The following is a 25,675-nucleotide window of genomic DNA, read 5'->3' on the forward strand; positions in this document are numbered from 1 at the left end:
GATCCTTTTAATCAACGAAGAGTAAATATTATGGCTATTGATATGTTCCTGAAAGTAGAAGGTGTTACCGGTGAATCGAAAGATTCAAACCACTCTGGCTGGACTGATATCACTTCCTTTTCATGGGGAGCGTCTCAACCTGGCAATATGAGTGTTGGCGGTGGCGGTGGTGCAGGTAAAGTGAATTTTAACGACCTGCATGTTAATGCGCTGGTTGACAAATCTACCACGGCTATCCTGAAGCATTGTGCAAGCGGTAAGCACCTTACCAAAGTTGAATTATCTGTTTGTAAAGCAGGTGGTCAACAGGTGGAATATACACGTATTACCCTGGATGATGTTCTCGTAACTTCAGTGCAATATACCGGTGCTGATAATGGCGACACCGTGGGTGTGACTTATGCTTTCCAGGCATCAAAAGTGAAACAGCAATACTGGGAGCAGACTTCTTCTGGTGGTAAAGGCGCAGAAAGCAGCGCTGGCTGGAACATCAAAGAAAACAAAGAAGCATAATATATACAAGGCCTCTTTCAAAAGAGGCCTATAATCCTCGTTAAAATCCCTCTTTCGGAAATGAGGCTCGCATATGGCAAGGATCAGTGCAGCTGTTGGAATTGGACAAAGGAATCTCTATGCTGATGTCGTTACGGTTCAAACATTACTAAACAAAAATAGTTTGGTAACGACGCCTGCAAATAAGTTGAATGTCGATGGCGTTATTGGCCCCAGTACAATTAATAGAATAAAAGAATTTCAGGATAAGGTTGTGCAGATGAAAGATCCGGATGGGATTATTTCTCCTAACGGAATAACCATGCGTAATCTTGTTGTGCATTCTTCATTTCATACAAATACGAACCGTTCGACTCGCGCTATTGTATTTAGTAATGAGCAATTAACACAGGCTGCAAAAGAACTTGGATGTGAAATAGCGGCTATAAAATCTGTCGTTTTGACTGAGACACCTCGTGGTGCTTTCGATGAAAATGGGCGTCCGACTATATTATATGAAAGGCATTATTTTCATCGATTAACAAATGGTAAGTATGATAGTGATCCTGAAATTTCTAACAAGAACTCTGGTGGTTACGGTAAATTTAGCGCCCAATATGGCAAGCTTAACAAAGCTATAGCCCTTGATAAGACTGCCGCACTACAATCTGCATCATGGGGTGCTTTTCAGATTATGGGCGAAAATTATCGTGCTGCAGGATTTGGAAATGTTGACGATTTTGTAAAATCAATGGAAACAGTTCAGGGACAATTAAACGCATTCGTTAATTTTATTAAAAATACGCCGCATTTACTTCCTGCGCTGCAAAACAAGCAATGGAGCACATTCGCCAGGGCTTATAATGGTCCAAAGTACAAACAAAACGACTATGATAATAAACTGGCTAATAATTATCAGATTGCTTTAAAAAATTGATGGAGAAATCATGCGTTATTTACTCATTGTTATAACAATGCTGACATCATGCAATGCGGTTGCACAAACATATCTTCATCCAATCAAAAGTGCAGTATTTCAGAAGGATTTGTTTAAAAAATCTACTGATAAAATGATAAGCGGCGGATCGCCAGTTGATGGACAAAGTTTTGCTTTGATTAGCAATAATAAAACAGTTGGTAGTTTTATTTCCGGGCATGGATTTAACGCTCAGGATAATGACGTGTGTTTCATCGGGTGGTCAAAGAAAGAACCAACTATAAGTGAAGTTATCCCTACTATAGGTTTTGATAATTGGGAAGCCGAGACCTGTGCTGCAACCAAGTCGGTTGGTATCATCTCTAAAGATAATGATGCTTCGACAAAAATTGCTGTGATTTATGAAGCTTCTTCCCCAAATGCTTCATCTGATGAAGCAATTATTTTTTCAGTTGATAATGAAAGTGGCGATATTTCTATTGATCAAGGGCTTACGGAAAAAATCGGTGCGTCCGGAGCTAAAAACATCAAAGAGTTGAAAGCGCTATATTTAAAGTTGAAGTAATTAAATAAGCCAGTGGTATTGTGTATAAATACCACTGGCTTTTGTTGGTCGGATTTTTTTATAATATTAAATTGGATGGTTATTAATTAATATTCATTGGTTTTAAAGGGTTTACTAAGTTTAAATGAATTTTTCTTCATTTTTAACCAAGTACAAACTGTTCTTTTTAAGTCAGCTTCCTTTACACCTATATCCCGCCTTTCTCCCCGAGAGACGCGCGATATAGATGTCGAACAGCTAACCGCAGGAATCCGTGATGCGCTTTACGATAATAACCGCTAAACCCGGCCATGAACCGCCGCAAATCAGTTTCGATTTTCTTCCTCCAGGCGGCACTATTGGTCGAGGCGTGGATAATAATCTGATATTGCCCGACGACGATCGCACTATTTCTCGCCTGCAGGCTATCGTGCATATTACTGCAGAGGGTGAATGTCGCCTGACCAACCGCGGTAACGTTACGCGCGTGCTGCTGAATGACATCCCGCTTGAACGTGGACGTCAGGTGGAGTTGCAGGACGGAGATATTCTCGGCATCGACGACTATCGCCTGCTGGTTAACGATCTTAATGGCGAGCAGCAATCGCAGCAGCCTCCGTTGACCGCTGCAGCCGCACCTAAGCCGCAGCCCGTACCCAATGCGGTCCCTGTACAGGCGCCGGCTGCCAGCACGGCTGCCATTCCCAGCGAGATCTGGGACAGCCTTGCCAAAGAGTTTTCAATTTCTGATGATTTATCGAAACGTAAAAGTGCTGCGCCAGAAATGCCGGAGGCAAATCCGTTAACCTCTACAGCGGCAAACCGTAATCCCGAAGATCCGCTGGCTCAGTTAATGAGCGATAAACCGCTAGATATCGGTCAACAACCTAAGACAAGCAGCCTGTTTGATGAAGAGGATGCACTGTTTGCTCAGGAAAGCATTTTTGATGACCGCACGCCCAGCACCTTGTCGGCAAAACAAAATGCGCAAGGGCAGCCCAAAATAGAGGAAACCTCCACAGACGTGGACCCGTTAAATCTGTTTGGCAGCCAGACCACGCCGGACCCGCGTCATCATGACGATCCGCTGGGGTTAATGATGAGCGGTGCCGTGCCGCTGGCTCAGCCAGATATGCCGGTTTCGCAACCTGTGGCTGCGCCATCGCAGCCGAAAGAAAACCATCAGTCTGCACCCTTGCAGCAGAAAGAACTCCATCAAGCGGCGCCATTACAGCCGCAAGAAAATCACCAGCCGATGCCAGATATCCTGGATACTGCACCGGTTGAGTTGGCTGATTTAAGCAGTTCACCGCTGTTTGATCACACGGAAACGCAGGTCACTCACGATCCCGCTTTCGATCCTCAACCGCAGCCTGCCCAGCCTGAAGGAGCGCAAAGCCCGATTGATTACGGCGGCATTACCTTGCCAACACCGCAGGCGGTGCAACGCACGCCTTCGCCCACGCCAAAAGGGCGGCTGCGCATCGATCCGGTTGCCTCGCACAATAACAGCGGCGGGACCGAGCAGAGTGGCAACGCCAGTAGCGGCGATGCCTTAAAGGGCGAGTTGCTGGATGCACTGCTGGAAGGTATGGGCCTGCAGGATCTGCAACCGACACCGCAGTTCGATCGCGAGCAGATGCGGCAGTTCGGCCAGATGCTCAGCATGTTCTCGCAGGGAACGGTGGCACTGCTGTCTTCCCGATCGATTTTAAAACGCGGTGTAAAAGCCGACATGACCGTGATCCTGGATGATGCTAACAACCCGTTTAAGCTGCTGCCGTCGGGTAAAACCGTATTGATGCAGATGTTTGGCAGCCGTATGCCAGGTTTTATGCCGCCACGCCAGGCCGTGCGTGACGCTCTGATTGACCTCCAGGCGCACCAGTTAGGGATGATTGCCGGGATTCGCGCCATTATTGCTTCCATGCTGCAGTCCTTTAACCCCGATCAGCTCGAAGAAGAAGCGCGTCAAAACGGTTCCGTATCGCGCATTGGACTACCCGGCAGCCGTAAAGCCGCGCTGTGGGAGCATTTTATCCAGCGCTATGGCGAAACTGCCGGTGAAATTGAAGATGACTTCCATACCTTGTTTGGCGAAGCCTTCTTGCACGCGTACGACATGGAAGTAAATCAGTATAAAGACTCACAAACCCACACGGATGACGCATGAATATCTCTACTGCTTCCACGTCGAATCAGGGCGACCGCGCCAGCAATCAGGATCAAACCGGTGAGAGCATCGGCGAGCGTTCGGCTTGCTTTGTGGTGTGTGATGGTGTGGCAGGGTTTCCCGGCGGTGACGTGGCAGCAAAAATTGCACGCAGTAGCCTGATGGAAGCCTTTGATGGCAATGCGCATCTCGATGCACAAACCATTCGCGATTATGTGAATTATGCCAATGGCGCCATTCGGCAACAGCAAAAAGCAAACAGTCAGCACAGCCGCATGGGCACCACGCTGGTGAGTTTGTTTATCGACAGAGACTATGAACTGGCCTACTGGGCGCATGCAGGCGACAGTCGGCTTTACCTGTTTCGTCGGGGCTATCTCTACCACGTGACCACAGACCACAGCCTGATTCAACAAATGAAAGATGCCGGGCACCAGACAGAAGGCATTAACAGTAACCTGCTCTATTTTGCATTAGGCATGGGCGATGAACAGCGGGATGCCAGTTACAGCGATGTGGTGCCTATTGAGGATGGGGATGCTTTTTTGCTGTGTACGGATGGTTTCTGGCATGGCGTGACGCTGGAACAAATGCAGCAATCATTGCATATGGTGAATACGCCAGAAGAGTGGCTGACCCTGATGCAACAAATTATCAAAAACAGCCAACCGCAGGGGGGTCAACAGGACAACTTCAGCGCCATGGCTGTGTGGGTAGGTTCACCAGAAGACACCACCTTATTGCACTCGCTGTCTGATGCGGCGCAGTTTTTCCCTCTTCGAGATTGAGAACGCCAACATGAAATATGGATTAGTGGGCCTGACTGCATTGCTGTTGAGTACACATGCCTTTGCAGAGAACTATCGCATTGTGCAGTCGCCAACTCAGAAACTGGATGTCTGGATTGATGATGTAAAAGATAACCAGCTGTCGAGCTGGTGTAAGAGCACCGTAAACCTGCGCATTGTGACGCATGGCGATAAAGATGCGTCGGTGCTGAGTGATTTCCTGCCGCGCGTTGCGGGCTTGATGGCCTCACAATGTAAGCCGTTACAGCAGCTGCACTGGCAATTAACCGATACCGAGGGCGCCGCACTGGCCAATGGTACGGCCGCGAAAGCGCAGCAGTGGAAATCGGTGGTGACTCCGCCTGCCGCTGCACAGCCCGTTCAACCGGTTCAGCCCGCCCAACAGGCGCCGGTGCAGCAGGCGCCCGTCAGCTCGCCCGCCGCGCCTGTCGTGCTGAATTCGCCAGCGGCGGATACCACACCGTGGCTCCAGTTTAGCTTGCTGGACGGTTGCCATTTCCGCACCTGGTGGCATCAGCCCTCGCAGGCCAGCGCCCTGTTTGTGCCGGCTAAGCAGGGCGTCACCTGCGGGAAAGATGGTTGGTTAAGCGGGCACAGCACGCTGACCCAGACGGGCAAAGACGCGACCAAATCCGTTTCCGTGAGTTTTCTGCAGGGGTTCCCGGTTGCGGGCCTGAACGATAAACAGCAGGTTGATGAACTGACCATTACCACGGTTAACAGCGAACGCATGGTGCTGAGTGATGAAAAGTCACCCGACAGCTGGCTGGTGTTGCCATTTAGCCAGCAGTTTAACGGCTGGCAGGCGATAAACCAGGTGGTGGTTGAGATGCCCGCCAGTGAAGCGGCAGACGAAAATGCGCTGCGTGCGCGCCTGCAGGAAGTGCGTAAGATCTGGTCACCCTGGTTAAGCAGCCCTGCATCCATTAAGGTGCAGTTGGTGGAAAAACTGCATCCGGAACTCAAAGATCCGGCCGCAGCCGTGTATCGCACCATCAACTAAGGCATAAGGAGTTTGAATGGACTCATTACAACAGCGACTGGCCAATGCCACCCTGGCGGAAAACCTGTCCAGCATCACTGCGCAAATTCAGGCGAATCCTGCTGATGCGGATTTACGCGCGGCGTTTGTGCAACTCCTGTGCCTTGACGGTAACTGGAGCAGGGCGCAGACACAGCTGAAATCCTGGCTGGCCATGCTGCCTCAGGCGCAGCCCACCGTGACCTTGCTGCAACAGGCCATTGAGGGCGAACAGAAACGTGCAGCGGTTTTGCGCGGTGAAGCCGAGCCGCAACTGCCAGGAAGCGCCTGGCCGTGGTGCCAGGTTTTACTGGCCGCGCTGAAAGCGGACATAGCGGGCGACAAGGCCGTTGGTGCGGCACTGCGTGCTCAGGCGCTGGAAAGCGCAGAGGCGAGCGCCGGTACGGCCACAACCCAGGAGGGGGAAAGCCAGTTCGCCTGGATAATGGATGGTGACAGCCGCTTCGGACCGGTCTGTGAGGCCATCGCCAATGGACATTATTACTGGATCCCGTTTGCTGCCATCAGTGAAATAGAATTTCAGGCACCGGCAAGCGTCACGGATCTGGTCTGGCGCCATACTCGCCTGCAGCTGGTGGACGGAAGTGAGCAAATTTGTCAGATTCCGGTGCGCTACCCGCTTCAGGACAAGGCTGATGAACGCTTCCTGCGGGCAAGCGTAACGGAGTGGCAGGAATCAGGCAGCGATGACGGTCAGTTTATCGGTCACGGGCAAAAGATGTGGCTCAGCGATGAAGCAGATTATCCCTTACTGACGCTGCAGCAGCTTATTTTCAACGAAACTGAGTTACCTCATGAGTCGTAATGACAATTCGTCCGGTGACGGCTATTCGCAGCTGCATGGCGGCTATCGTGCGCGCAAAAATCGCGACACGCTGACGGCGCGTGACAAACTGCAGTCGTCCCTGCTGGACAGGCTGACAGACGACGCGCCAGATAAAACCACCGAGTCAGGCAACAGTTCGATTATTACCCACAGTACGCTGCGACGTAATGTTCTGCGCGATCTCCAGTGGTTATTCAACACCATCAATAACGAGGCGCAGCACGATCTGAGCGACCTGACGGAGGTCCAGCGTTCCGTGCTGAATTTTGGCGTGGCCCCCCTGGCCGGACAGAATATCTCGGACATCGAGTGGCAGGATATGCAACGGAAAATGACCGATGCCATTCTGCACTTTGAGCCACGCATTTTACCCCAGGGCTTACAGGTTCGCTGCGTAAGCGACCTGACCTCTCTGAGTCTGCACAACGTACTATCGATTGAGATTAAAGGCCGGTTATGGTGCGTGCCGTACCCGCTGGAGTTTCTGTTCCGCACTCAGGTTGATTTAGAGAGCGGCCATTTTGAACTACAGGATGCAGGTTAATCATGGACAGCAAGCTGCTTGATTACTACAACCGTGAACTGGCCTATCTGCGCGAGATGGGCGCGGAGTTTGCTGCCCAGTATCCCAAGGTCGCCGGGCGGCTTGGTATGCGCGGCATTGACGTCGCCGATCCTTACGTCGAGAGACTTATGGAGGGTTTCGCGTTTCTGACGTCACGCGTGCAGTTAAAGATGGATGCCGAGTTTCCACGCTTTTCTCAGCGGATGCTGGAAATGGTGGCACCGGGCTACCTTTCACCTACGCCGTCGATGGCCATCGCCCAGCTCACGCCGGACAGCCGCAAAGGCGATATCAGCAACGGTTTCTTAGTGCCGCGCGGCACAATGATGGAAAGCCAGAACCTGAAAAAAACGGGCGTCACCTGCAGCTATACCACCGCGCACGATGTGATGTTACAGCCCCTGCGTATCAGCGATGTGTCGTTAGGTGGCGTGCCAGCGGATATCCCGTTAGGCGAGTTGAAAGCGGGCGGCTCGACGGCGGCGTCCAGCGCCCTCCGTATCCGCATCACCTGCGAAGGCATTTCATCGTTAAGCCAGCTCAGTCTCGATGACGTGATGTTTTTCCTGAGCGGACCCGATATCCAGGCCCTGAAACTGATGGAGCTGCTGATGCAGCATCGTGTCGGGATCATCCTGCAGTCCGTGGAAGCAAAACCGCAACGTCAGGTTCTGCCGGATGACGCGCTTCAACAGGAAGGCTTTTCGACCGAGCAGGCCCTGCTGCCCGACGATCTGCGTAATTTTGACGGCTACCGCCTGTTGCAGGAGTATTTTGCATTCCCGGCACGCTTCCAGTTTATCAGCCTGCGTCAGCTGGCGCCTTTCCTGCAGCGCTGCGATAACGCCCTGTCGTTTGACATCGTCATCCTGCTGGATAAGGCCGATGCGGCGCTGGAAAGCGTTGTCGACAGCGGCCATCTGGCCCTGCACTGCACGCCGGTCATTAACCTGTTCCCGAAAACCGCCGAGCGGCTTAAGGTCAGTGACAGTCAGCACGAGTATCACCTGGTGGTCGATAACATTCGTCCGCTGGACTATGAGATCCATTCGGTGAAGCGCTTGTTTGCCTCTGTCGAAGGGCAGCGAGAAGAGCAGATCTTCCGGCCGTTCTGGAGCACCTTCAGCCATGACGGCGGGGATTATGGCGCGTATTTCTCCCTGCGTCGTGAACAGCGCACGCTCTCTGAGCACGCGTTGCGCTATGGCACCCGAACGGGCTATATCGGTTCTGAAGTGTTTCTCTCCCTGGTGGATCAAAATCATACACCGTGGAACAGCGATATCCGCTATTTGTCTGCGGAAGTGATGTGCACCAGCCGTGACCTGCCTTTGATGCTGCTACAGCAAGAGCAGGCCAACTTTGTGATGCCGGATTCCATTCCTGTCGGGCAACTTAAATTGTGCAAAGGCCCGACGCCACCGCGTCCGGCGCTGGCTGAAGGGCTTTCAGCATGGCGACTCATCAGTCATCTGCAGATGAACTATCTAAGCCTGATGGACAGCAGCGATGGCGAAGGGGCTGCGGCACTGCGCCAGATGCTGAGCCTGTATGCCAGCCTGGCCGAAACGCCGCTAACGCGTCAAATTGACGGAATTCGGCACTGCAACCTCAAAGCCGTTCACCGCCGGGTGCCCGAGCCGGGCCCCGTGGTGTTTGCGCGCGGGGTCAGCATTGCGCTTGAGGTGGATGAGCAGGCGTTTTCGGGTGCCAGCCCCTGGCTGTTCGGCAGCGTGCTGGAGCGGGTCTTTTCTCGCCTTGTGGCGCTTAACAGCTTTACCGAATTCACCCTGAGCAGCCAGCAGCGCGGCGAAGTGGGCTACTGGCCGCCGCGCATGGGCAAAAAGGCGCTGCTATGAGTGAGACGGCGCACGTTATTCCCCTACAGCGGGCGGTGCGTCTGCCTGACGGTTTCTGGCAGGCCGTGATGGCCGCGCCCTGGCGCTATGATCTGTTTCAGCTGCTACGCAAGCTGGACGCCCAGAGTGGGCAGCGTTATGCCTTAGGTAAAGCGCCACTGCCCAAATTTGAAGCCGTGCGTCTTGGGCAAAAGCCATCCCTGGCCTTTGCACCATCGACCGTGTCACAGGTTAAAGCGCGTGAGCAGGACGAACGCTACGACGTCTCCATTTACAGCTTTGGGCTGTTTGGTCCCAACGGTCCTCTCCCTACGCACCTGACGGAATATGTACGCGGACGTATCGATCACCATCAGGATAACAGCCTGAGCGCTTTCGCCGATCTGTTTCATCATCGTGCCACGCTGCTGTTCTACCGTGCCTGGGCTAATTCACAGCCAACCAGCTCCCTGGATCGCCGCGACGATCGGCGGTTTCAGGATTATCTGGCCTGCGTGGCCGGTATTGGGTTACCGGCCCAGCAGAAAGCCAGTTCGCTGAGTCTGCATGCGCGCCTCATGCTGTCAGGGCATCTCAGCCGCCACGGTCACGATGCCGAAGGGCTGGTACGCATTTTGCGTCACTACTTTGCCGTTCCGGTTAAGCTGCAACAGAACGTGCCGCAGTGGTTATCCCTGGACAGCCGCGATCAGGCCCGTCTGTCGGCCGGTCGCCATATGCCGCGCCTGGGTGAATCGGCCTTTCTCGGTGTGGCCGTTCGTGATGTCCAGCATCGTTTTCGTCTGCGTATCGGTCCACTGAGCGCCGAGCAGTACGAACGTTTTTTACCCAACGCGCAGGGCGCTTGCGAAGTGCGTGACTGGGTGCGCCACTATCTGGGTATTGAGATGCAGTGGGATCTCAGCCTGATTCTGGCAGCCGATGCCGTTAAGGGCGTAACCCTTGGCGGTCAGGCGCGGCTGGGCTACACCAGTTGGCTTGGACAGCAACCGCAGCCTGTCGATCGTGAAGATTTTGCCTTTGAGGTTGAAGCTACGCCGTCATAGCCCAACCGCTTTCCCCGATAGTTAGCCCGCTTCTTTCAATAAAGAGAACCGATATGTCAGAGATCAGCCGTGCCGTGCTATTCGGCAAACTGGATACGCTGTTATTTACCTCGCTTGAGAGTGCGACCGCCTTTTGTAAACTGCGTGGCAACCCCTATGTTGAACTGGTGCACTGGTTGCATCAGCTCATGCAGCAGCAGGATGGCGATCTTCAGCAGGTGATTAAGCATTTTTCACTGGATGAAAACGCGCTGACGCGGGATATCGTCGCTGCACTGGACCGCCTGCCGCGCGGTGCGGGTGCGGTGTCCGATCTCGCAGAACACATCGACAGCGCCGTTGAGCGCGCCTGGGTTTATGCATCACTCAAATACGGTGCGACCCGCATTCGCGGTGGTCACCTGCTGATAGGTATGCTGAAGACCTTTACGCTCGCCAGCGTCCTGAAAGGCATTTCCCCCCAGTTTTCACGCGTGAACGCCGATGCTTTACTGGAGCAGTTCGATACCTTGCTGGCGAACAGTAAAGAAGTTCAGCAGGCGCTGGTTCAGCCCGCAGGCGATGCTGCCGCCCCTCCGGCGGCGGGCGACAGCACGTTAGCGCAGTATGCGCAGGATCTGACCGCGCGAGCGCGCGACGGCAAAATCGACCCGGTTGCGGGCCGTGATGAAGAGATCCGCCAGATGGTGGATATCCTGATGCGCCGTCGCCAGAACAACCCGTTACTCACCGGTGAAGCTGGTGTGGGTAAAACGGCGGTGGTAGAAGGGCTGGCGCTGCGCATTGCCGCCGGTGATGTACCGGCACCGCTTCGTGACGTGCAACTGTGGCTGCTGGATATTGGCATGTTGCAGGCAGGCGCCGGCATGAAAGGCGAATTCGAAGCGCGTTTACAGGCCCTGATTAACGAAGTGCAATCCAGCCCTACGCCGATTGTGTTATTCATTGATGAAATTCATACCCTGGTCGGTGCAGGCGGTCAGCAGGGTACAGGCGATGCCGCCAACCTGTTAAAGCCGGCCCTGGCGCGCGGACAGTTGCGCACGATTGGCGCAACGACCTGGGCGGAATACAAGAAATACATCGAAAAAGATCCTGCATTGACCCGCCGCTTCCAGACCGTTCAGGTGCAGGAGCCGGATGAAGCAAAAGCGATCCTGATGCTGCGCAGCACCGTGAGTGCGCTGGAAAAACACCATCAGGTGCTGTTACTGGATGAAGCCGTCAGCGCCGCCGTTAAGCTCTCTCACCGTTACATTCCTGCCCGCCAGCTGCCGGATAAAGCCGTAGCCTTACTGGATACCGCCTGTGCACGCGTTGCCGTCAGCCAGGGCGCACAGCCTGCCGCGCTGGAAGACTGCCTGCACCGTCTGGCCGCGCTGGAAATCGAAGCGGAGATCGCCGAACGTGAAGTCAAAGTGGGGCTGGGTGATGAAACCCGCCAGACCACGATTGCCGCCCAGCGCACTGCCCTGGAAGCAGAGCGCGATGCGCTGGACGCCCGCTGGCAGCAGGAGCGTGAGCTGGTCGAACAGCTGATTGCCCTGCGCGCGCGTTGCGTAACCGAAGGCGAAACTTCCCTGCGCGAGCAACTCGATGAAACCCGACAGAAGTTGCATGCGGTTCAGGGTGAAGCCCCGTTACTGTTTGCTGCCGTTGACGCCAGCGTCGTTGCCGCAGTGGTATCCGACTGGACCGGCATTCCGCTGGGCCGGATGGTGAAAAACGAAATTGACGCCGTGCTTAACCTCGCGGACACGTTGAATCAGCGCGTAATTGGGCAGCGTCACGGGCTGGATCTGATTGCCAAACGCGTTCGCACCTCACGCGCCCGACTGGACAATCCCAATAAACCGGTCGGTGTGTTTATGCTCTGTGGCCCGTCAGGCGTCGGGAAAACCGAAACCGCGCTGGCGCTGGCCGAATCGCTTTATGGTGGAGAGCAAAACATCATCACCATCAACATGAGCGAGTTCCAGGAAGCGCACACCGTTTCAACGCTGAAAGGTGCCCCTCCAGGCTATGTAGGTTACGGTGAAGGCGGTGTGCTGACGGAGGCCGTGCGTCGTCGTCCTTACAGCGTCGTGCTGCTGGATGAGATTGAAAAAGCGCATCCTGATGTGCATGAGCTGTTTTTCCAGGTATTCGACAAAGGCTGGATGGAGGATGGCGAAGGGCGCCACATTGATTTCCGCAATACCATTATCATCCTCACCTCTAACGTCGGTACGCAACTGATCAGTGCGCTCTGTGCCGATCCGGAACTCATGCCGGATCCTGATGCGCTCAGCACCGCTTTACGTAAACCCTTACTGGAGGTGTTCCCGCCTGCACTGCTGGGCCGTCTGCTGGTGGTGCCTTACTATCCACTCAGTGACGAGATGCTGGCAGAGATTGTTAAGCTGCAACTGGGGCGCATTGTACGCCGCCTGGAAGAGAACCACGGTATTGAAGCGATTATTGACGATTCGGTCATCAGCCAGATCGTGCAGCGTTGTACGGAAGTGGAGTCTGGAGGTCGCATGGTCGATGCCATCCTGACAAATACCCTGTTGCCGCAGATGAGCCAGATACTGCTCAGCGCCCATGCTCGTGATGAACGTTATCGTCGCGTGCAGGTCAGCTGTGATCAGGGCGAGTTTGTTTGCCAGTTTGCTGTCTAAAGCCGTTTGTTATCAGAGAGCTTTCGAATATGTCGGAAAATGATAATCACCAGAATGTACCCAATGCCCTCCCGATTGGTTACCGGTTTAATGAGTTTGAAATCAAAGATGTCATCGGCGGTGGCGGTTTCGGCATTGTCTATCGTGCCTGGGATCACCAACTGGAGCGCGATATCGCGATTAAAGAGTTTATGCCCGCGTCGCTGGCCGTGCGCAGCGACGACCTGAACCTGGTATTGCGGAGTGAGCGATTCAGTAAAACTTTCCATGCGGGCCTGAACAGCTTTATTCAGGAAGCCCGTCTGCTGGCACGTTTTAATCATCCGAACCTGCTTCACGTTCTGCGCTTTTGGGTGCAAAACGATACGGCCTATATGGGCACGGTGTTTTACAGCGGCACCACGCTGTCTAACATGCGTGAACGCCATCCCCATCTGATTGATGAGAACTGGATACGTCGCCTGCTGCCACCGCTGCTGGGTGCCATCAAGACCATTCATGATGCGGGCTATCTGCACCGCGACATCTCGCTGGATAATATTCAAATCCAGAGCAATGGCGATCCGGTATTACTGGATTTCGGCTCCGCGCGCAAAACCATCGGTAACCTTTCTGATGAAAGTGAAACCATGCTGCGTCCGGGCTATGCGCCGATTGAACAGTACAGCGATAACGATGAAAGCGAACAGGGCGCGTGGACGGACATTTACGCGCTGGGTGCCGTGCTGCACACGTTAATCACCGGCGCACCGCCGCCGGTCAGCGTGGTGCGCAGTATTGAAGATAACTATCAACCCTTGGTTCAGCGTGCACCGGCCGGCTACAGCCAGACCTTACTGGCGGCCGTTGATCGCGCGCTGGCGCTGAAGCCGGAAGATCGTCCACAGAGCATTGATGCCTTCGCGGCCTCAATGGTGCTGCCAGAGAAAGCACCCGAACCGCTGCCTGAAGTGAAGCACAGTGGGCCGGGTACCATGCTGGTACCGGTTCAGGAAGAGGATGAGGCGGCTGCCACTCCGGCAACACCGCTGAAAAAGCTGATGCGTAACCGCTTTGCTCTGCCGGGTCTGGTCGCTGCAGGTGTGCTGGTGGGGGTTTGCGTCGGTGTCCTGATGGCGGGCGGCGACAAAGAAGGTGATGCACCTGCCAATGTCGCACAGACCGAAACGGCCCCAGCCACTCAGGCACCGGCTGAACAACCTGCTGCAACGCCTGTGCAAACCCAGACCGCCCAGGCCGAGCCGGAAAAACCTCAGGAGCCGGTGGCACCACCGCCTGAACCTGTGGCGCAGGTTTATATTAAGCTCCAGCCCGGCGAGCGTGTTCAGGTGAATGGCAAGCCTCAGGCAGTGGTTCCGGCAGCCAATGGCTTTGCGGCGCTGCAGCTGGCACCCGGCAACTACACGTTTTCTGTAACAGGTCAGGGTGGCGAACGTGAACAAACGTTAACCATTAATCAGCAAGGCGTCTGGTTACTTGATCCCCATATTTAACAGGTATGTCTATGTTCTCACGTATTACTGTACAACTTCCCGCACAAGGACTGCTGTTCCGACGTCTGAGCGGCAGCGAAGCGCTGTCCCAGTCGTTCGTGCTGCAAGCGGAGCTGCTCTCCACCGACGCGCGCATTGATCGTAAGTCGTTGCTGGGCAAGCCGGTCACTTTCACGCTGCCGACGGATGGTCTGCTGAGCGCGGTGAATCCGCGCTACATCAACGGCAAAATTACTCAGATAGGCGTGCGCAGCGAGGAGCTGGGCGGCGTGCGCTACGCCGTTTACGGGCTGACGGTGGAGTCGGATCTGTGGCCGATGAAGCGCGACCGCAACCTGCGCATCTTCCAGAGCCAGACGGTGCCGCAGATTGTGCAGACGCTGCTGAAGGAGTACGGAGTGAACGTGGAAACGCGCCTGGCGGGAAGCTACCGGGTGTGGGAATACTGCGTGCAGTATCAGGAGAGCAGCTTCGACTTTATCAGCCGGCTGATGGAGCTGGAGGGGATGTACTACTTCTTCCGTCACGAGGCGGACAAGCACACGCTGGTGCTGTGTGACGCGCCGGACCAGCACCAGGCGTTCCCGGGCTACGAAACGATAGCCTACCACGTCACGCCGTCGGGCGGCAGCGTGACGGAAGAGGGCGTGAGCCAGTGGGCGCTGTCGGAAAGCGTGACGCCGGGGATGTACAGCACGGACGACTACGACTTCCGCAAGCCGAACGCGTGGATGCTGCAGGCGCGGCAGAACCCGGTGTCGCCGACCCCGGGCTCAGTGGACGTTTACGACTGGCCGGGTCGCTTCGTGGAGCACGGTCACGGCGAATACTACGCGCGTATCCGCCAGGAGGTGTGGCAGGTGGAGCACCACATGGTGAGCGGGAGCGGCACGGCGACGGGCATCGCGCCGGGCTACACTTTTTCGCTGCTGAACGCGCCGCACTTCAGCGACAACGGCAAATACTTGGTGACGTCGGCGCACTACGACTTTGAAGAGAACAGCTACGCGAGCGGCGACGTGGGCGCCACGCGGCACAACATCGACTTCACGGTGCTGCCGGCGGCGGTGACGTACCGTGCGAAGCCGGAGACGCCGTGGCCGAAGACGCACGGCCCGCAGACGGCGAAGGTGGTGGGGCCGAAAGGCGAGAGCATCTGGACGGACAAATACGGCCGGGTGAAGGTGAAGTTCCACTGGGACCGTCTGGCGAAGGGCGACGACACGAGTTCGTGCTGGGTGCGCGTATCGAGTGCCTGGGCGGGTCAGGGCTTCGGCGGGGTGCAGATCCCGCGCGTCAACGATGAGGTCGTCGTGGACTTCATCAACGGCGATCCAGACCGTCCGTTGATCATTGGCCGCGTTTATAACGAAGCCAGTATGCCGCCATGGGCACTACCGGCTGCAGCCACACAAATGGGCTTTCTGAGTCGCTCGAAAGACGGCACTGCGGATACCGCGAACGCATTACGCTTTGAGGATAAGGCGGGCGAGGAGCATTTGTGGATCCAGGCGCAGAAGAACATGGATACCAACGTCAAAAATGACGAAACGCACAGCGTTGGTGGAGAACGAAGCCACTATGTTGCTAAAAATGAGCTGCATAGGGTTGAAGCGAATCAGAGTCAGGCTGTAAAAGGCGGAACCGAAATCCTGACTGGCCAGGGTAAAGTTGATGCCGTAGTTGAACAGTATGTTCTGGCGTCGGGAACACAGTTGAGGCTTGTTTCTGGTGAAAGTGCTATCGAGCTCAATGCCAACGGAACAATAAATCTTATCGGAAAAGATTTTAACTTCTTTGTTGAGAACGATGGACATATTACGACGGGTGGCAAACTGAATCTGAATACGTCGGGGGCTAAACCTGGCACAACTGCGCCGGGTGCAGGCCACAAAGGCGATATTGATGCGGCCGTACAGGAGAAATTTACGCCGGGAAAGCCTGATACGGCAGGTGCGCTGGCAAGCGCACCTGCCGACGCTTCAAATAATGTGGCTAATCCCACGCGTGTTCAAACATCCTCTTTTAGCGGTTATGGCAAAGATGTCGATAATTTGGTTGAGAAATCACCTACCATGAAACAGGATATCACTACACTGAAAAAGCGCGGATGGGTGTTTAAAGAAGGTGAGGCGGGCAAGGGGACTTCAGCGGATCGTCAGGGACGTATCATAATTGTCGATAAAAGCCAGATGAATAACGCCGCTAAAGTCGTCCAGTCGCTGTCACATGAGAGTGGGCATGCACTCTATAAACCCAATATTGATCTGAGTTCTAAGAATAGTTATCTGAACAGTACACTCAGTGATGAAGGCGCTGCCACACTAAATAATATTCGTGTACAGCGTGAAATCATTGCTAATCAGGGGGGAGACATCGGTATAGCCGGTAATGCTGCGAATCAGAAGGATTACAACAGTATCTTCGACTCCTTGCAAAAAGGTGACATAACTGAGAGTGACGCAAGAATGAAAATTGGGCGCATCTTTGGAAAGGGTGAACAGACCTCCACCACTAAGGAGTTTTACGAAGATTATTATGGAGGTTGGTATGATAAAAATTACCCGTCAAAGTAAACTATCAGTCATATTAGTGGCAGGTTTTTTTATAAGCGGATTAGTGGAAGCAAAGATGCAAGCAAATGATATATGGAGTTTTGTCACTCAGATGAGTTCCAGTGTGAAAAGTTTGTCTGTGCAAGCTATTCACAATGCCCCAATGGCGTTCACATTAAAAAGTCAGAATGAATATATCAATTTTTACAGCGCTGACCGGGTCAGGCTTAACGATGCTTCCTTGATTAGCGATATCGAGTTGCGCTTGAGTAAAACCCCTGACGGAATGGCTCCCTTTCTGAGTTTTTCGCCACAAGGGAAATGCATTACACTTAATGACATAAAAGAACATTATCAGGCTATCCGGTTAACGGATTATCCACGCGGACAGTCTGAAAATGAGCTCACCAGCTACACATCATCCCCTGATGCCAACGGGCAGGTTATCACCTTTTCGTTCACGGCTAAAAATCCGGACTGCCTGAGTAGAGTCATTATTACCACTGAAGACTAAAGAGACTCGTTCTCAGTAATAACCGTTAGGCACAACACTCAGCAGCAATTTTTTCCCTGTTCGATTATCTTGCTCGAATGCCCCTCTCTCATTAGAAGATATATGACGTTAATCAGGTTTTTTTTGGCACTGGCGTTTTTGCTAACATCCGTTTTAAGCGAGGCAAATACGGTGCCGACAGTATCAGCGCCTCCACTTAGCAATAACGATTTCTCGGTCCTGCTAAACGACTACGCTTTCACCCCCGGCGACGCATGGAACAACCAAAGCTTCATACGCGCAGGCAAAGCCCTGAGTTCCGTTGTGGCCGGAGAAGTCGTCATCAATGAGCAGCGGTACAACTATTACCAACATACCTATGAAGGCTTTCAGTTATTCAGCGCGACGGCGGTAGGAAACGCCAGCCATGCAATTCTGGCAGAGATCCTATTGGACGGTGCCAGCGTGCCGACGGCTCGTAACATAATCGTCGGCGATAGCGTGGAACAGGTTCAGAAAGCCTATGGATCCGGAAAAGAAGATAACAGTGATAATCAGCAGTGGCTTATCTATAAGATGGGTGAGAAGCAGTTGATGTTCGAAATTGACCAGCAAAAAGTCAGCCACATTATGTTGAATACCACCATGAGTGCAGAGCAACATGAAGTCAGCGCTGATCAGGCTATCGCCTTAGCGACGAACGCGATTCATACTTATCACCTCACCGCGCTTGATGATCAATGTCTGAGATACGACCTGGATGACACCAGTGAGAAGGCGTTCTACATCATCACGGTTCGTGAAGACAACCATGACGTCAGTTGCGGCGGGGACCCGGATATTTCTCCCCGGCTTTTTGATATCAAAGTTGCTCGTGATAACACACAGATACTCACAAATGCCGATAACGCGGATGGCGATTATCGTAGCCTGGTTCCACCCGCCACAAACAATCAATAAAACGGACATCCTATGAATTATCAGTTTAATGAAGGCGCTTTTGCGCTGTTTCCTGCCGCCTGGCAGGACACCACCATGAATATTTTGCGGGATGACGCCAGCGGACTGGCATTAGTGGTGAGCCGTGGTGTGATTCCTGAAGACAGCGATGCGGAAAAAGAGTTTCAGCGCCAGTGGGACACGTTGCGCAGCCAGATGGGCCATATTCAGCAGACTGAGTTTGTTCGGGTTACGGCTGGCGCGGATAACGCTTTGCGTGCGCTAGAAGTTGAAACCGCATTCGATCGTAACGGACAGGCCGTGTGGCAGCGACAGTTGGCGACCCGGGTTCCGGATAGCAACATCTTAATGATTTTTACCCTCTCCGCGATGCGCGCTTTCAATGAAGAAGACGGACAGCGTTGGAGTGCCTTCAAACAAAGCCTGAGTCTGAACAACCCGCGGAAAGCATAAGCTATGGATAACCGTGCGGCCCGCGTGGGCGATGAGATCATTCATTCCAGCATTTTCGCTGATATCACCAGTATTGTCGCTGAGGGCGCAGCCTACGCGGTGATCGGTGCGGCGGTAGGTGCGGCGGCAACAGCAGCAGCACCATTGCTGGGGGCAGGAATGGCTGCGGCAGGCGTCGCAGCCATTGGTTCCAGCTGTCTGCTCAGCGGCATTATTGGCGGTGTATTAGCGAATGCTGCGGGCATTTCGGATGACATCACTAAAGCGGCCGATGGGCTGGGAGACATGATATTCCCGCCTTCTCCAGCCGGTGTGATCGCCAGCGGATCAGAGAATGTTCACGTTAATGGTCTTTTAGCTGCACGCGCGGCCGGGATGCTTACGCCCGGAGATACGCCGCCACCGGAACCGCAATCGCCCAAGAGTTTCGCAGACTATGGCGGCATGCTGCTCTCTGCGGTGGGTCAGTTTGGCAGTGCAATGTGGCAACCCACGGTAGCCTCCGCCGACGCTGGCACCTCTCCGCTGGAGCAGGACAAAGTGGCCTGTGAAAAGCACAGCGCACCGCAATATCTGGCGCAGGGATCGAAAAGCGTCTTTATCAATGGCCAGCCTGCGGTGCGGGCAAAGGATAAAACCACCTGTGATGCCACCGTGAGTGACGATGTTTCCCCCAATGTCATCATTGGTGGTGAAACCGTCACAGTAAGAGAAATTAAAAGTGGCAAGGTGCCAGGTCTGGCCGTGATGATGATCGGCCTTTCCCTGATTCGTGGTCGCCCCAGCCAGATCCTGAAAAACATGCCCTGCGCGCTGGCGAGCGCCGTGGGCGGGATGATGGCGGATATGGCGATCAACGCCGCCTTCTCATCGCTGTTTCCGGTTCATGCCTCCACGGGCGTCAAAGTGCTTAATGATGATGCCGAGCGCGATTTCTCCCTTCCTGGCCGCTTCCCGCTCAGTTTCCAGCGTAGCTATAACAGCCTGACCCAGCGCAGCGGATTATTTGGTCTGGGCTGGGCGACGGTGTTTGACAGCTATATAACGCTGGATGGCAATCAGGCGACCTGGTTTGATGACAACGGGCGCGAGCTGAGCTTTGCGGTTCCCGGTGAAAAAGAGGTGCTCTACAGCATCAGCGAAGGGCTGATGGTAAGGCGCAACGAACTGGGTGATATCGCCATTGCCGACGACGACGGTGCGGTATGGCGTCTGTACAGACGTACGGCCGCTGATCCGCAAGTGCTGCGGCTGGCTTCACTGAGCGACGAATACGGCAATGCGCTGGAGATGGGCTGGGATGAGCAGGCTCGCCTGGTACGCATTCATGACGCGCCGCTGGCCATTGACGTTACCCTGCATTACGACGACAAACAGCATGCACAGCGCCCGACCTCGGCCAGTCACTTTGATGGTGAGCAGCACTGGCCATTAACGCTCTGGACTTACAATGAACAGGGCCAGCTTGCCAGCGTCACCGATGCCGCAGGCGTTGTCTCGCGGCGCTTCCGTTACAACGATGACGGGTTAATGATCTGGCATCAACTGCCGGGCGGGCTGGAAAGCGAATATCGCTGGCAGAAGCTGGATCACTGGCGCGTCGTTGAAAACCGCACCAATACCGGTGACGGCTGTCACATGCATTATGATCTTGATGCTGGCATCACGCGCGTATCGACCTATGACGGTCAGCAGCGCGAACATCACTGGAATGCTGCAGGGCTTATCACCTGCTTTATTGATGAGCGGGGCGAGACCTGGCGCTATGAGTGGGATGAAAACGAACTCCTGACGCGCCGTATCGATCCGCTGGGTAATGCGGTGAGCTTCACCTATGACGATCTCGGCAACCGTGTAGAAGAGAAAGATGCGGACGGCGGTGTAAAGGCGGTGCAATGGCTGTCACACCGTTCTCTGCCCACGGTCGTTGCCGGGGCTGACGGTGCCACCACGAAATACTATTACGATCCCCATCATGGCCTTGAGCGCGTGGTTGATGCGCTCGGGCAGAGTACCTTCTATAAGCGGGATGAGTTTGGGCTGGTTGTCGAAGAGATTGACGCGGCAGGCAACAGCTATCGTCGTGAATTCAATGATGCCGGCCAGGTTATCCGCGAAACAGACTGTTCAGGGCTGACGACGCGCTACCGCTATCATCCCCTTGGCTGGCTCAGCTGTGTGACTGCGCCGGATGGTGAAGAAACCCGGTATCACTATGATGCTGCGGGCCGTCCTGTTCTGCTGGAGCGGGCAGAGGGCTGGGAAGAGCGATTGCGCTGGAGCGACAACGGCCTGCCACTGGCCCACGAGTCAGCGGATGGTAAACGTAGTGAATTCCGCTACGACAACGTCGGGCGCTTAATCGCCAACCGTAATGCCCAGGGCGAGACGGTTCAGCGCAGTTGGGACAGCCGTGGTCGGTTGACGGCGCTGCAAAACGAGAACGGCGAGCAGTATCAGTTCGAGTGGGGCGCAGATTCTCTGTTGCTGGCCCAGGTTGGGCTGGATGGTGTTGCCACGCGATACGAGTATGACGCGGCGGGCCGCACGGTATCACGCACCTTTGCCGCCGGACATCCTCAGTCCATTACCCATCGCTATAACTGGAGCCGTGCGGGGCAACTGCTGGCGCGGACCACGCCGGAAGGCCAGACGCGCTATCACTACAGCGGTGGTGGGCAGTTAAGTAAAGTGTCGCAGCATCTGCCGCTGTCTGACAGCGCTTGGAGCCAGCAGGCCGAGCAGGAGATTGCGTTTACCTATGATGCGCTGGGCCGTATCGTAGGTGAGCAGGGTGAACAGGGCGCGCTGGCCTGGGATTACGACGCGCTGGGTAACTGCACGGCCTTAACCCTGCCGGATGGTCGCAACCTGAAGCAGCTTTACTACGGCAGCGGCCATTTACTGAGCATCGCGCTGGACAACCTGCCGGTCACTGAGTTTACCCGTGACACATTGCATCGGGAACTCAGCCGCACGCAGGGCGGCCTGACCACGCGCAGTGAGTACGATCGCTTAGGCAGGCTGCGCCGCCGTGACGTTTTCAAAGGGGAAGCACAGCGCCCTGCGCCGCGCGTCTGGTCCCGCCGACGGGACTTCGATTACGGCAACAACCTGATCCGTGAAGAGCGCGACGATAACCCGTTCAGCCAGACATTATGGCACTACGATAACGCCGGTCGGCTGCTGTCTCAGGAAGGCGCGCAGCCGGGTAATGAGCAGTGGCGCTGGGATGGCGCAGGCAACCCGCTGGATCGCCATGCCGCTTCCCACATCATGCATAACCGCGTCACTGAACTGAACGGTATCCGCTGGCAGTACGACATTCATGGACGCACCACCGAAAAGGATGACGGCCAGACCCGCTGGCGCTACCGTTACGATGGTGAGCACCGCCTGACGGATGTCATCAGCGAACCGCGGGACCGCAATAAGCCACGTACTAAGGTGAGCTTCCGCTACGATCCGCTGGGGCGACGCATCAGTAAAACCCGCCATCAACTGTTACAGGGGAAACCATCTGGCAACGCCGTCACAACGCGCTTTGTCTGGGAAGGCTATCGTCTGCTGCAGGAGATCCACGACGATACTCCACTTACCTATGTGTACAGCGACAGCCAGAGTTATGAACCGCTGGCCCGTATAGATGGCGTGGAAAGCCCGGAAATATTCTGGTTTCACTGCGCCGCGAATGGTACGCCAGAGCTGCTGACCGACGTTGAAGGCCAGAAGACCTGGGAAGGTGTGAACAGCCCATGGGGCAAACTGCTGCGCGAGTCTAACCAGCGAATTCCGGTGGTGGAGCAGAATCTGCGTATGCAGGGCCAGTACCTGGATCGTGAAACCGGGCTGCACTATAATTTGTTCCGTTATTATGATCCGGACAGCGGCCGGTTTACCCAGCAGGACCCGATAGGGCTGGCGGGCGGGATTAACCTTTACCAGTATGCGCCGAATGCGCTGGGCTGGGTGGATCCGTGGGGTTTGAGTTGTAAAAAACTTCAAGGGAAATATAAAGAGATTGAGAAAAAGCCTCTTCCAGAATCACTCGCTGCAACATTTACAAATAGTGATTACAAAACCGTCATCACTACGGAAGATGTTGTTTTATATAGAGTTTATGGAGGGAAGGCTGAGGCAGGTGGTTCATTCGTTTCTACAACAAGTGCAGGTAGTCGTATTCAAGCTAAGATTGATGCTGCATTGCTACCAGAATGGAAAAATACCAGACAATACGAAGCTACAATATTGGTACCTAAGGGGACTATATTACAGATTGGTGAGGTTGCACCTCAAGTAACAAAATCCGGTGCAATACTTGCTGGGAAAGCTGATCAAATAATCCTTCCTCGCGACTGGGATCAGAGTTGGATTTTAAACATTAGAAGAATTAATACTCCATAGGTTGTCTATATGAATAAGAATGAAGTTATAAAAATATTAAAAGATACGCTGACTTTAATCAAAAGCGAAGCTTTAGTACATGGAAAAAATAAGCTTGATGACATCATTAAAAGATATGAATTAACAATTAAAAAGATAGAGGCTGACATCCTGGATCATAATGACATACACAATTCAGTAAAAGCTTATTTGGAAATTTATAATGATTACGATAATCCTTTACTGTTTAAAATGTCAGATGCTGAGAAAGCAGTATCTACTTATCTTAAATTTTAGAAATTATCGATGATTTTAATGAGACCTATAATAGCTTAAAAACTATTAGCTATACCAGATGCTTCTAGATAAGGTGGGGAGCTAGAAGATGTGGAGGGTAGCACAAGTAACCGACTCAATCATTCTGTCACCACATCATTTGATGCATAATCACTTTACAGTACTCAATACTAAATTATGTGGGTAGCATCGAGATTAGAGAAACATATGGTATTCGGTTATGTACTCTTGGACATCCCTGTCTTTATTAGTAATTAGTATGCGCCGAATGCGCTGGGGTGGGTGGATCCATGGGGGGGAGTAGGTGTAAAAACGAATGGAATGATTTTTAGAAAAAATCGAACAATAATCAATTTACTTCTAAGAAACAAGCATCCTAAGCATATGCTTTATGGAAAAAAAAGACTGGGCAGCGTTAGAACAATTTATGGGTGAAGGTGCTTGGCCACCGAACCGAGGGTTTGTGACCTCAATGAAAGAGACCCTTCAACCAGCCAGGTATGTTTCTCATTTAATAGGTGTTTTCCAAAAAATGAGTTTTTCTTTTAGATAATTTTTCTGGTAATCAGCACTGGCCATTAGCGCGCTGGAGCTGCAGTGAAAAAGAGCAGCTTGCCAGCGTCACAGATGCTGCAGGCGTTGTTTCCCTTACAACGATGACGGGTTAATGGTCTGGCATCAACTTCCCGGTGGGCTTGCAAGCGAATATCGCTGGCAAAAATTGGAACACTGGCGGGTTGTTGAAAACCGCACCAATACCTGTGGCGGCTGCACTGTGTAGAATAGGCAGATTGTATAACACAGTTCGAAAAGAAATTGCTTAAGATTAAATAAATATAGATAACGCTTGTTGACTTAAAAATACTAAAGGGTTTACATGTTGAACGCCATTGTTGTAATTATACTAGATAATGAAAAGGTGGTGTTTGAATCGATAGGTTGCGGCCAGGACATATCTTGTTTTTCAACGTGTGGGTTTCTGGAAAAAGGAAAATCTTACTGCGTTAGCTTTGAAAGCGAAAGTGAACAAATTACAGCGATTAAAAAGCTGGTCGAAATCGATGCTTTATTTTCATATGGACAGGGGTGGGCACCATCTCAGATCATGGAACACTTAAAAGAAAAGAATAAAATCAATATGTCTTATAAAGAAATAGCATGGAGTGGGTCAGGAAATTACGTTATAACAGAAAGGTAACAACCTGGTTTTACAATGCAGGACTTTACCCAAAACGTTTCCCTGTTGAGCCGGTGCAAAAAGAACTTGTTAAGCAACTCGCGCAGGTCGTAACGAGCGCAGCTGCTGTAGCTGGCAGTGCTGTCAGTGGCATCATTGCTGCACCCGGTAACGTGCCGCGCACCGGGCGCTATATTGTGGGAACCATTCAATCGTTGGCGGTATTTTAATGCAATTTCTACAATGGCTTGTCGGGCGTAATTTCGCTGAATTACTGCAACATGGTCGCGAAATAGATCAGGTAATCGCATGACAGGATAAGTCCATACTAGCCCGTTCCACTACAGAGCTTGAACGTTATTTTAAACAGCCTTCCGGGTCGCTTCCCAGGCAAAACGGCTTCCCTGTTGCAATAGTTCTGATGCTGTTACCGGTCGCCTTTGCATTTAATTTGCTGACATTTCTGCACGCTTTACCTCCGCTCAGTCCACAGATACATGCGTTGAGTTTTTTTGTTCCATCAATCGTCATTATTGGCGCGATACTCACGGCCAGTTACCTGCTTGCGCGGAGTTATACAACCGGTGTGGCGGGGTTAGTTTATCTCTGTGCGATGTTGATGATATCGACCATTTTACTACTGGTCTACAGCGTTATTTCGGGTAGTCACTCAGGCCTGTGGCTGCTTCTGGCACTCGCTGCTCTGGCTGGTACTCGCTGAATACTTAACGGACAAGCTTTCATCCTGTTTGCCATTTACTGCCGGACACAACGCCTCGCCAGCGTTGCCCGGCAGCGTCGCATGAAATAGCCCGCAGGTTGGTCTGTGGTATCCTCTTTGCAGACCAACTCATTCCCCCGTTCCATCCACATACACTTTTCCTCGCGTTGAATCGCACTCAACACGA

The 25,675-nt window shown here is 53.3% G+C and carries 21 protein-coding genes and 1 pseudogene; all 22 read left to right on the forward strand.

Annotation, left to right across the window (positions count from 1 at the left end; translation table 11 throughout):
- Nucleotides 1-30 precede the first annotated feature (30 nt).
- The 22 genes and pseudogenes from P9J57_RS08260 (at nucleotide 31) to P9J57_RS08365 (ending at nucleotide 25,488) form a co-directional block, all read left to right on the forward strand.
- Complete coding sequence (locus P9J57_RS08260) at nucleotides 31-513, forward strand: Hcp family type VI secretion system effector (protein WP_024471000.1); 483 nt, start codon at nucleotides 31-33, stop codon at nucleotides 511-513.
- Nucleotides 514-586: 73 nt separating this feature from the next.
- Complete coding sequence (locus P9J57_RS08265; RefSeq protein ID WP_483279457.1) at nucleotides 587-1,429, forward strand: N-acetylmuramidase domain-containing protein; 843 nt, start codon at nucleotides 587-589, stop codon at nucleotides 1,427-1,429.
- 10 nt (nucleotides 1,430-1,439) lie between these two features.
- Nucleotides 1,440-1,994: a hypothetical protein gene (locus tag P9J57_RS08270; RefSeq protein ID WP_483279458.1), complete on the forward strand. Its 555-nt coding sequence runs from the start codon at nucleotides 1,440-1,442 to the stop codon at nucleotides 1,992-1,994.
- A gap of 256 nt (nucleotides 1,995-2,250) precedes the next feature.
- Nucleotides 2,251-4,146, forward strand: coding sequence for a type VI secretion system-associated FHA domain protein TagH (gene tagH, locus P9J57_RS08275; RefSeq protein WP_014593984.1), 1,896 nt, complete (start codon nucleotides 2,251-2,253; stop codon nucleotides 4,144-4,146).
- On the forward strand, nucleotides 4,143-4,934 hold the full coding sequence (locus tag P9J57_RS08280; protein ID WP_013026239.1) for a PP2C family protein-serine/threonine phosphatase: 792 nt from the start codon (nucleotides 4,143-4,145) through the stop codon (nucleotides 4,932-4,934). The genes tagH and P9J57_RS08280 overlap by 4 nt, the downstream gene beginning before the upstream one ends.
- Before the next feature lie 10 nt (nucleotides 4,935-4,944).
- Nucleotides 4,945-5,958 (forward strand): hypothetical protein, encoded by a 1,014-nt coding sequence (locus P9J57_RS08285; protein WP_483279459.1) that lies wholly within the window; start codon nucleotides 4,945-4,947, stop codon nucleotides 5,956-5,958.
- Between the two features lie 16 nt (nucleotides 5,959-5,974).
- Nucleotides 5,975-6,802, forward strand: a complete 828-nt coding sequence (locus P9J57_RS08290; RefSeq protein WP_019106469.1) for a type VI secretion system accessory protein TagJ — start codon at nucleotides 5,975-5,977, stop codon at nucleotides 6,800-6,802.
- Complete coding sequence (tssE, locus tag P9J57_RS08295) at nucleotides 6,792-7,367, forward strand: type VI secretion system baseplate subunit TssE (RefSeq protein WP_013026236.1); 576 nt, start codon at nucleotides 6,792-6,794, stop codon at nucleotides 7,365-7,367. The genes P9J57_RS08290 and tssE overlap by 11 nt, the downstream gene beginning before the upstream one ends.
- A 2-nt stretch (nucleotides 7,368-7,369) precedes the next feature.
- Complete coding sequence (tssF, locus tag P9J57_RS08300; RefSeq protein WP_483279460.1) at nucleotides 7,370-9,247, forward strand: type VI secretion system baseplate subunit TssF; 1,878 nt, start codon at nucleotides 7,370-7,372, stop codon at nucleotides 9,245-9,247.
- A complete protein-coding gene (gene tssG / locus P9J57_RS08305; RefSeq protein ID WP_116219944.1) occupies nucleotides 9,244-10,293 on the forward strand; it encodes a type VI secretion system baseplate subunit TssG in 1,050 nt (349 codons plus the stop codon). The genes tssF and tssG overlap by 4 nt, the downstream gene beginning before the upstream one ends.
- Nucleotides 10,294-10,346: 53 nt before the next feature.
- On the forward strand, nucleotides 10,347-12,956 hold the full coding sequence (gene tssH / locus P9J57_RS08310; RefSeq protein ID WP_483279461.1) for a type VI secretion system ATPase TssH: 2,610 nt from the start codon (nucleotides 10,347-10,349) through the stop codon (nucleotides 12,954-12,956).
- A 29-nt stretch (nucleotides 12,957-12,985) separates the two neighbouring features.
- Nucleotides 12,986-14,449: a serine/threonine protein kinase gene (locus P9J57_RS08315; RefSeq protein WP_024471006.1), complete on the forward strand. Its 1,464-nt coding sequence runs from the start codon at nucleotides 12,986-12,988 to the stop codon at nucleotides 14,447-14,449.
- Between the two features lie 11 nt (nucleotides 14,450-14,460).
- Nucleotides 14,461-17,025 carry a type VI secretion system Vgr family protein gene (locus P9J57_RS08320; protein ID WP_483279462.1) on the forward strand — a complete coding sequence of 855 codons (2,565 nt, stop codon included), beginning with the start codon at nucleotides 14,461-14,463 and terminating at the stop codon, nucleotides 17,023-17,025.
- Entirely contained in the window at nucleotides 17,000-17,518 is a 519-nt protein-coding gene (locus tag P9J57_RS08325) for a hypothetical protein (RefSeq protein WP_024472413.1), read from the forward strand. Before P9J57_RS08320 ends, P9J57_RS08325 begins: the two co-directional genes overlap by 26 nt.
- A 123-nt stretch (nucleotides 17,519-17,641) precedes the next feature.
- Nucleotides 17,642-18,457, forward strand: coding sequence for a hypothetical protein (locus tag P9J57_RS08330; protein WP_483279463.1), 816 nt, complete (start codon nucleotides 17,642-17,644; stop codon nucleotides 18,455-18,457).
- A gap of 12 nt (nucleotides 18,458-18,469) precedes the next feature.
- Nucleotides 18,470-18,910, forward strand: a complete 441-nt coding sequence (locus tag P9J57_RS08335; RefSeq protein WP_014605540.1) for a DcrB-related protein — start codon at nucleotides 18,470-18,472, stop codon at nucleotides 18,908-18,910.
- Between the two features lie 3 nt (nucleotides 18,911-18,913).
- Nucleotides 18,914-23,314, forward strand: a complete 4,401-nt coding sequence (locus tag P9J57_RS08340) for an RHS repeat-associated core domain-containing protein (RefSeq protein ID WP_483279464.1) — start codon at nucleotides 18,914-18,916, stop codon at nucleotides 23,312-23,314.
- A gap of 9 nt (nucleotides 23,315-23,323) precedes the next feature.
- Complete coding sequence (locus P9J57_RS08345; RefSeq protein WP_022623322.1) at nucleotides 23,324-23,590, forward strand: hypothetical protein; 267 nt, start codon at nucleotides 23,324-23,326, stop codon at nucleotides 23,588-23,590.
- Between the two features lie 391 nt (nucleotides 23,591-23,981).
- A complete protein-coding gene (locus tag P9J57_RS08350) occupies nucleotides 23,982-24,143 on the forward strand; it encodes a hypothetical protein (protein ID WP_288492194.1) in 162 nt (53 codons plus the stop codon).
- Nucleotides 24,142-24,362 (forward strand): annotated as a pseudogene (locus P9J57_RS08355) (hypothetical protein); the annotation flags it as partial. The gene P9J57_RS08350 and the pseudogene P9J57_RS08355, both read left to right, overlap by 2 nt.
- Nucleotides 24,363-24,467: 105 nt before the next feature.
- The gene (locus P9J57_RS08360; protein WP_483279465.1) at nucleotides 24,468-24,788 is read left to right on the forward strand and encodes a hypothetical protein; all 321 of its coding nucleotides are present in this window, start codon (nucleotides 24,468-24,470) and stop codon (nucleotides 24,786-24,788) included.
- Nucleotides 24,789-25,269: 481 nt separating this feature from the next.
- Nucleotides 25,270-25,488 carry a hypothetical protein gene (locus tag P9J57_RS08365; RefSeq protein WP_483279466.1) on the forward strand — a complete coding sequence of 73 codons (219 nt, stop codon included), beginning with the start codon at nucleotides 25,270-25,272 and terminating at the stop codon, nucleotides 25,486-25,488.
- The last annotated feature ends 187 nt before the right edge of the window (nucleotides 25,489-25,675 follow it).

Source organism: Pantoea sp. nfd-35, from assembly GCF_056892255.1.

Coding starts and splice junctions, on each gene's coding strand:
- P9J57_RS08260 (WP_024471000.1), top strand. CDS start 31: ATGGCTATTGATATGTTCCTGAAAGTAGAAGGTGTTACCGGTGAATCG.
- P9J57_RS08265 (WP_483279457.1), top strand. CDS start 587: ATGGCAAGGATCAGTGCAGCTGTTGGAATTGGACAAAGGAATCTCTAT.
- P9J57_RS08270 (WP_483279458.1), top strand. CDS start 1,440: ATGCGTTATTTACTCATTGTTATAACAATGCTGACATCATGCAATGCG.
- tagH (WP_014593984.1), top strand. CDS start 2,251: ATGCGCTTTACGATAATAACCGCTAAACCCGGCCATGAACCGCCGCAA.
- P9J57_RS08280 (WP_013026239.1), top strand. CDS start 4,143: ATGAATATCTCTACTGCTTCCACGTCGAATCAGGGCGACCGCGCCAGC.
- P9J57_RS08285 (WP_483279459.1), top strand. CDS start 4,945: ATGAAATATGGATTAGTGGGCCTGACTGCATTGCTGTTGAGTACACAT.
- P9J57_RS08290 (WP_019106469.1), top strand. CDS start 5,975: ATGGACTCATTACAACAGCGACTGGCCAATGCCACCCTGGCGGAAAAC.
- tssE (WP_013026236.1), top strand. CDS start 6,792: ATGAGTCGTAATGACAATTCGTCCGGTGACGGCTATTCGCAGCTGCAT.
- tssF (WP_483279460.1), top strand. CDS start 7,370: ATGGACAGCAAGCTGCTTGATTACTACAACCGTGAACTGGCCTATCTG.
- tssG (WP_116219944.1), top strand. CDS start 9,244: ATGAGTGAGACGGCGCACGTTATTCCCCTACAGCGGGCGGTGCGTCTG.
- tssH (WP_483279461.1), top strand. CDS start 10,347: ATGTCAGAGATCAGCCGTGCCGTGCTATTCGGCAAACTGGATACGCTG.
- P9J57_RS08315 (WP_024471006.1), top strand. CDS start 12,986: ATGTCGGAAAATGATAATCACCAGAATGTACCCAATGCCCTCCCGATT.
- P9J57_RS08320 (WP_483279462.1), top strand. CDS start 14,461: ATGTTCTCACGTATTACTGTACAACTTCCCGCACAAGGACTGCTGTTC.
- P9J57_RS08325 (WP_024472413.1), top strand. CDS start 17,000: ATGATAAAAATTACCCGTCAAAGTAAACTATCAGTCATATTAGTGGCA.
- P9J57_RS08335 (WP_014605540.1), top strand. CDS start 18,470: ATGAATTATCAGTTTAATGAAGGCGCTTTTGCGCTGTTTCCTGCCGCC.
- P9J57_RS08340 (WP_483279464.1), top strand. CDS start 18,914: ATGGATAACCGTGCGGCCCGCGTGGGCGATGAGATCATTCATTCCAGC.
- P9J57_RS08345 (WP_022623322.1), top strand. CDS start 23,324: ATGAATAAGAATGAAGTTATAAAAATATTAAAAGATACGCTGACTTTA.
- P9J57_RS08350 (WP_288492194.1), top strand. CDS start 23,982: ATGGAAAAAAAAGACTGGGCAGCGTTAGAACAATTTATGGGTGAAGGT.
- P9J57_RS08360 (WP_483279465.1), top strand. CDS start 24,468: ATGTTGAACGCCATTGTTGTAATTATACTAGATAATGAAAAGGTGGTG.